This window comes from Peptoniphilus harei (assembly GCF_900454685.1).
In the GTDB taxonomy this organism is placed as follows: domain Bacteria; phylum Bacillota; class Clostridia; order Tissierellales; family Peptoniphilaceae; genus Peptoniphilus_A; species Peptoniphilus_A harei.
The window spans coordinates 1-6,468 of the sequence record NZ_UATM01000027.1 but is presented as its reverse complement, the minus strand read 5'-3'; the positions used below and the strand labels follow the sequence as shown (position 1 = coordinate 6,468).

The 6,468-nt window shown below is 28.8% G+C and carries 6 protein-coding genes and 1 pseudogene; 3 read left to right on the top strand and 4 right to left on the bottom strand.

All coding sequences use genetic code 11. The features are described from left to right. The 3 genes and pseudogenes from DRZ96_RS11520 to DRZ96_RS01210 form a co-directional block, all read left to right on the top strand. Positions 1–419: pseudogene (locus tag DRZ96_RS11520) on the top strand (hypothetical protein); the annotation flags it as partial. 164 nt (positions 420–583) lie between these two features. Further along, positions 584–2,212, top strand: a complete 1,629-nt coding sequence (locus tag DRZ96_RS01215) for an amino acid adenylation domain-containing protein (protein ID WP_256584778.1) — start codon at positions 584–586, stop codon at positions 2,210–2,212. Position 2,213: 1 nt separating this feature from the next. Then, complete coding sequence (locus tag DRZ96_RS01210) at positions 2,214–2,687, top strand: class I SAM-dependent methyltransferase (RefSeq protein WP_112889282.1); 474 nt, start codon at positions 2,214–2,216, stop codon at positions 2,685–2,687. A gap of 609 nt (positions 2,688–3,296) precedes the next feature. Here DRZ96_RS01210 and DRZ96_RS01205 read toward each other — a convergent pair. The 4 genes from DRZ96_RS01205 to DRZ96_RS11510 all read right to left on the bottom strand — a co-directional run bounded on the left by DRZ96_RS01205 (position 3,297) and on the right by DRZ96_RS11510 (position 6,163). Beyond that, positions 3,297–3,560 carry a hypothetical protein gene (locus DRZ96_RS01205; protein WP_112889281.1) on the bottom strand — a complete coding sequence of 88 codons (264 nt, stop codon included), beginning with the start codon at positions 3,558–3,560 and terminating at the stop codon, positions 3,297–3,299. 3 nt (positions 3,561–3,563) lie between these two features. Next, positions 3,564–4,202, bottom strand: coding sequence for a class I SAM-dependent methyltransferase (locus DRZ96_RS01200; protein WP_172605441.1), 639 nt, complete (start codon positions 4,200–4,202; stop codon positions 3,564–3,566). A 51-nt stretch (positions 4,203–4,253) separates the two neighbouring features. Next, positions 4,254–4,613, bottom strand: a complete 360-nt coding sequence (locus DRZ96_RS11515) for a hypothetical protein (protein ID WP_172605440.1) — start codon at positions 4,611–4,613, stop codon at positions 4,254–4,256. 224 nt (positions 4,614–4,837) lie between these two features. After that, positions 4,838–6,163, bottom strand: a complete 1,326-nt coding sequence (locus tag DRZ96_RS11510; protein ID WP_256584777.1) for an AMP-binding protein — start codon at positions 6,161–6,163, stop codon at positions 4,838–4,840. Positions 6,164–6,468: the final 305 nt, after the last annotated feature.

Sequence of the window (6,468 nt, the reverse complement as noted above, 5' to 3'; positions counted from 1 at the left end):
TTAAAAGAATGGTTGCAGATTTTACTAATCTTCTATTAGTTGAGTGTGAAAGAAAGAATGAAAAATTTTTAGATAGAGTGAAAACTATATCTGGCACATTTTTAGAAAATGCCTCTCACAGCTCATACTCTGGAGTGCAGGTACAAAGAGATGTTTATAAAGAAGTTGGAAAAACTATCAATATTGCACCTGTGGTGTTTGCTTGTAATATAGATTATCCTTTAGAGACTCAGGAAACAAGAAAAATATTCGGGAAAATAAACTATATGGTATCACAAACTCCACAAGTTTGGCTCGATTTTCAAACTTATTTAGTAGATGATGAGATTGTATTATGCTGGGATGTGGTTGATGAATTATATCCAGATGGAATGATTGATGATATGTTCGACTCTTTATACACTTATTACAATCATTAAGTGATAATGAAAATTGGTATAGATTGCCTGAAATTCTTCCGTTGAATCAGATTGAAGATAGAGAAAAGAATTAAAAAATATTTTGCCTATGAGTTTACCCTAAACAAACTCTCTATACAGAATTTCTTGATAGGATTAAAGTAAACCCGGAAAAAGTTGCTATTGTGGATGCACAATCCGGTATTGAATTAACTTATGGAGATTTATACAAAAAGGCGTTAATTATTGCAACAAATTTAATTTCTTTTGGAGTAAAAAAGAATGACTACGTGGGAATAACATTGCCAAGGGGATATAGTCAAATAGTTGGTATTTTAGGAATTTTATTTGCCGGCGCAGCATATGTTCCTATCGGTATTAATCAACCCAACGAAAGAAGAAGGAAAATATATGAACAGATAGGAATAAAACATGTCTTATCCAATAAAAATACAATAAGGGATTTTAATTTAGATGATACAGATATCACATTTGTTGATATAGATCAATCAACTATTCAAAGTATAATTGAAAAACCTGTCAATATTAGTCCGTTTGATACAGCCTATGTAATTATGACATCAGGAACGACGGGAATTCCTAAAGGTGTGGAAATTGCACACAATAGTGCTGTTAATACAATCAATGACTTAAATGAAAGATATGAAGTAAATGCCAATGATAGCGTAATAATGGTATCAGCAATTGATTTTGATTTATCAGTTTATGATATTTTTGGAATATTATCGGCTGGAGGAACCATCATTACTTTAGATGATAATAATTTCAAAGATCCGGAACTTTGGTTAAAACTTATTGAAAAATATGAAGTAACAATGTGGAATTCGGTGCCAATTCTTTTTGATATGCTAGTAACTATGGCAGAGGGTAAAGATGTTTCTATTCCATTGAGATTAGTTTTTCTTTCTGGAGACTGGATTGCAACAACATTACCTAAAAGATTTTATAACAGAAGCAAAAATTCTCTTGTAGTTGGAATGGGAGGAGCAACGGAGGCATCCATATGGTCAAACTATATCAATATTTCAAAAGAAATACCTGAAAATTGGATTTCTATTCCGTATGGAAAAGCGTTAAAGAATCAAGTCTATAGAGTAGTTGATGGTTTAGGAAGAATATGTCCTAACTATGTTAAAGGAGAATTGTTAATTGGTGGGGTTGGTGTTGCAAAGGGATATAGGGGAGATAAGGAATTAACAGAAAAGAAATTTGTAGAATCGGATGGAGTTAAATGGTATAGAACTGGAGATGCTGGAAGAACATGGAATGATGGAACTATTGAATTTTTAGGAAGGCTTGATAATCAGGTAAAAGTTAAAGGGCATCGAATAGAACTTGGAGAAATTGAAGATGCTTTAATTGGAAATCCTAAAATTAATAAAGCTGTTGTTGATGTTATTAAGATAGGCACTAATAATCAATTGGTCGCATTTATTGAAAGTAATGAGAGTAAGGATCATGCATTAACTAGATTAAGTAGTAATGAAAAAATAAATAAACTGAAATCTGAATACATTGATTATGATGAGTATCTAAATAGTGAAAATAATATGGTTTTAGGTTTGATATTTTCTATTTTCATGGATTTGGGTATTAGTCAAGGAAAAAGGTATTCTTTTGATGAAATAATGAAATTTGGAGAAATAGATATAGGATACGAATTGCTCGTAAAAAGATGGCTATTATTATTGCAAGAGCATAGTATGATAAGTTTAGAAGATGGTATTTATTTATTTAAAAAAATAGATATAGCATTAGACACAACAGTCAACCTAGATAATTTCAAAAAATAATGTGGTAGATATTATACAGGGTAAGAAACAAGCTGTTGATGTGTTTTATGCTTCTGAATCTAAACTTAGTCCTTCCAGACTTTTGAAAAAACTGAAAAATTATAGAGAAAATATAAATGAACTTATTGAAATTATAAAGATGGTATTTGATGGCAAAAATAAAAAGCTTAAGATTTTAGAAATAGGTGGAAGAAATAGCGAATTAACAGAAGAGATAATTACAAACTTTGAAGATAAAATCGAAAAATATGTTTATACCGACACTTCGCTATATTTTTCAAATGAGTTTGAAGGCATAAAAAATAAATATACTTGTTTCGAGTTTATAAAAATAAATTCTTCAAGTAAGTATTTGGAAAATTTTAAAACGGAAAAATTTGATATTGTCATATTATATAATTCGCTACATCGTTCTCATAATATTTCAGATATGTTGCGTAATATAAAAACCATATATCTCCTATGGGCGTTGTGATTGGAACTGAAATAAATGATGAATTATTATTACCAGAAATTAGTGCATCTGTATTAGAACGTGGTTTTATTGATTTTGATTTGTTAGAGCGTAATGGAAAAATTATCCAAATATTAAAACATTAAAAATGCAAGTGAAAATTGTAAATATAAAATTGAGTATTTATTAATGAGACTGAAATTAACAAAATGGAAGTATGATATATGTTCTTAAAAATAACAAAATAGATTTGAACAAGATGAATTAATTAAATTTTTAAAGACAAGCTTCCTGAATACATGATTCCATTTGAATTGTAATAGTAGGAGAAATGCTTTAAATAAAAATGGTAAATGATAGAAAGAATTAAGGAATTGATAGAAGGACATGATAATCAAGATTCTGGTATGATAGCAAAAGTATTGAAGGTAAAATTTTGAACAGATAAATTTCATTTATGGTAAATTTTAGTCAATATTATAATAGAAATTTTAAATAAGAATATTTAAGACTTCTAATATATTTGTAAAAGAAATTCTCTTAACTACGAAAATTTTTCCGAAGTAAGAAAATCTTGCCTGAATTGAAAATAATTAATATGGAAATCTTCAAATCGTTTAAAATTTCTTATTATAAAAAATTGACAATTAAGAAATTTATCATCTTTCTAAAAATTATTACCTTCAATACTTTTGCTATCATAACCAGAATCTTGATTATCATGTCTTCTATCAATTTCCTTAATTCTTTTCTATCAATTTTACCATTTTTATTTAAAGGCATTTCTCCTACTATTACAAATTCAAATGGAATCATGTATTCAGGAAGCTTGTTCTTTAAAAATTTAATTAATTCATCTTGTTCAACATCTATTTTGTTATTTTTAAAGAACATATATCATACTTCCCATTTTGTTAATTTCAGTCTCATTAGATAAATACTCAATTTTATATTTACAATTTCACTTGCATTTTTAATGTTTTTAATATTTGGAATAATTTTTCCATTACGCTCTAACAAATCAAAATCAATAAAACCACGTTCTAATACAGATGCACTAATTTCTGGTAATAATAATTCATCATTTATTTCAGTTCCAATCACAACGCCCATAGGAGATAATATGGTTTTTATATTACGCAACATATCTGAAATATTATGAGAACGATGTAGCGAATTATATAATATGACAATATCAAATTTTTCCGTTTTAAAATTTTCCAAATACTTACTTGAAGAATTTATTTTTATAAACTCGAAACAAGTATATTTATTTTTTATGCCTTCAAACTCATTTGAAAAATATAGCGAAGTGTCGGTATAAACATATTTTTCGATTTTATCTTCAAAGTTTGTAATTATCTCTTCTGTTAATTCGCTATTTCTTCCACCTATTTCTAAAATCTTAAGCTTTTTATTTTTGCCATCAAATACCATCTTTATAATTTCAATAAGTTCATTTATATTTTCTCTATAATTTTTCAGTTTTTTCAAAAGTCTGGAAGGACTAAGTTTAGATTCAGAAGCATAAAACACATCAACAGCTTGTTTCTTACCCTGTATAATATCTACACATTATTTTTGAAATTATCTAGGTTGACTGTTGTGTCTAATGCTATATCTATTTTTTTTAAATAAATAAATACCATCTTCTAAACTTATCATACTATGCTCTTGCAATAATAATAGCCATCTTTTTACGAGCAATTCGTATCCTATATCTATTTCTCCAAATTTCATTATTTCATCAAAAGAATACCTTTTTCCTTGACTAATACCCAAATCCATGAAAATAGAAAATATCAAACCTAAAACCATATTATTTTCACTATTTAGATACTCATCATAATCAATGTATTCAGATTTCAGTTTATTTATTTTTTCATTACTACTTAATCTAGTTAATGCATGATCCTTACTCTCATTACTTTCAATAAATGCGACCAATTGATTATTAGTGCCTATCTTAATAACATCAACAACAGCTTTATTAATTTTAGGATTTCCAATTAAAGCATCTTCAATTTCTCCAAGTTCTATTCGATGCCCTTTAACTTTTACCTGATTATCAAGCCTTCCTAAAAATTCAATAGTTCCATCATTCCATGTTCTTCCAGCATCTCCAGTTCTATACCATTTAACTCCATCCGATTCTACAAATTTCTTTTCTGTTAATTCCTTATCTCCCTATATCCCTTTGCAACACCAACCCCACCAATTAACAATTCTCCTTTAACATAGTTAGGACATATTCTTCCTAAACCATCAACTACTCTATAGACTTGATTCTTTAACGCTTTTCCATACGGAATAGAAATCCAATTTTCAGGTATTTCTTTTGAAATATTGATATAGTTTGACCATATGGATGCCTCCGTTGCTCCTCCCATTCCAACTACAAGAGAATTTTTGCTTCTGTTATAAAATCTTTTAGGTAATGTTGTTGCAATCCAGTCTCCAGAAAGAAAAACTAATCTCAATGGAATAGAAACATCTTTACCCTCTGCCATAGTTACTAGCATATCAAAAAGAATTGGCACCGAATTCCACATTGTTACTTCATATTTTTCAATAAGTTTTAACCAAAGTTCCGGATCTTTGAAATTATTATCATCTAAAGTAATGATGGTTCCTCCAGCCGATAATATTCCAAAAATATCATAAACTGATAAATCAAAATCAATTGCTGATACCATTATTACGCTATCATTGGCATTTACTTCATATCTTTCATTTAAGTCATTGATTGTATTAACAGCACTATTGTGTGCAATTTCCACACCTTTAGGAATTCCCGTCGTTCCTGATGTCATAATTACATAGGCTGTATCAAACGGACTAATATTGACAGGTTTTTCAATTATACTTTGAATAGTTGATTGATCTATATCAACAAATGTGATATCTGTATCATCTAAATTAAAATCCCTTATTGTATTTTTATTGGATAAGACATGTTTTATTCCTATCTGTTCATATATTTTCCTTCTTCTTTCGTTGGGTTGATTAATACCGATAGGAACATATGCTGCGCCGGCAAATAAAATTCCTAAAATACCAACTATTTGACTATATCCCCTTGGCAATGTTATTCCCACGTAGTCATTCTTTTTTACTCCAAAAGAAATTAAATTTGTTGCAATAATTAACGCCTTTTTGTATAAATCTCCATAAGTTAATTCAATACCGGATTGTGCATCCACAATAGCAACTTTTTCCGGGTTTACTTTAATCCTATCAAGAAATTCTGTATAGAGAGTTTGTTTAGGGTAACTCATAGGCAAAATATTTTTTAATTCTTTTTCTCTATCTTCAATCTGATTCAACGGAAGAATTTCAGGCAATCTATACCAATTTTCATTATCACTTAATGATTGTAATAAAGTGTATAAAGAGTCGAACATATCATCAATCATTCCATCTGGATATAATTCATCAACCACATCCCAGCATAATACAATCTCATCATCTACTAATAAGTTTGAAAATCGAGCCAAACTTGTGGAGTTTGTGATACCATATAGTTTATTTTCCCGAATATTTTTCTTGTTTCCTGAGTCTCTAAAGGATAATCTATATTACAAGCAAACACCACAGGTGCAATATTGATAGTTTTTCCAACTTCTTTATAAACATCTCTTTGTACCTGCACTCCAGAGTATGAGCTGAGAGGCATTTTCTAAAAATGTGCCAGATATAGTTTTCACTCTATCTAAAAATTTTTCATTCTTTTTTCACACTCAACTAATAGAAGATTAGTAAAATCTGCAACCATTCTTTTAACACTATTATCATTTACATC

Bases quoted from the DNA above. Each gene is read 5' to 3' on its own strand.
- DRZ96_RS01205 (WP_112889281.1), bottom strand. From the start codon at position 3,560: ATGTTCTTTAAAAATAACAAAATAGATGTTGAACAAGATGAATTAATT.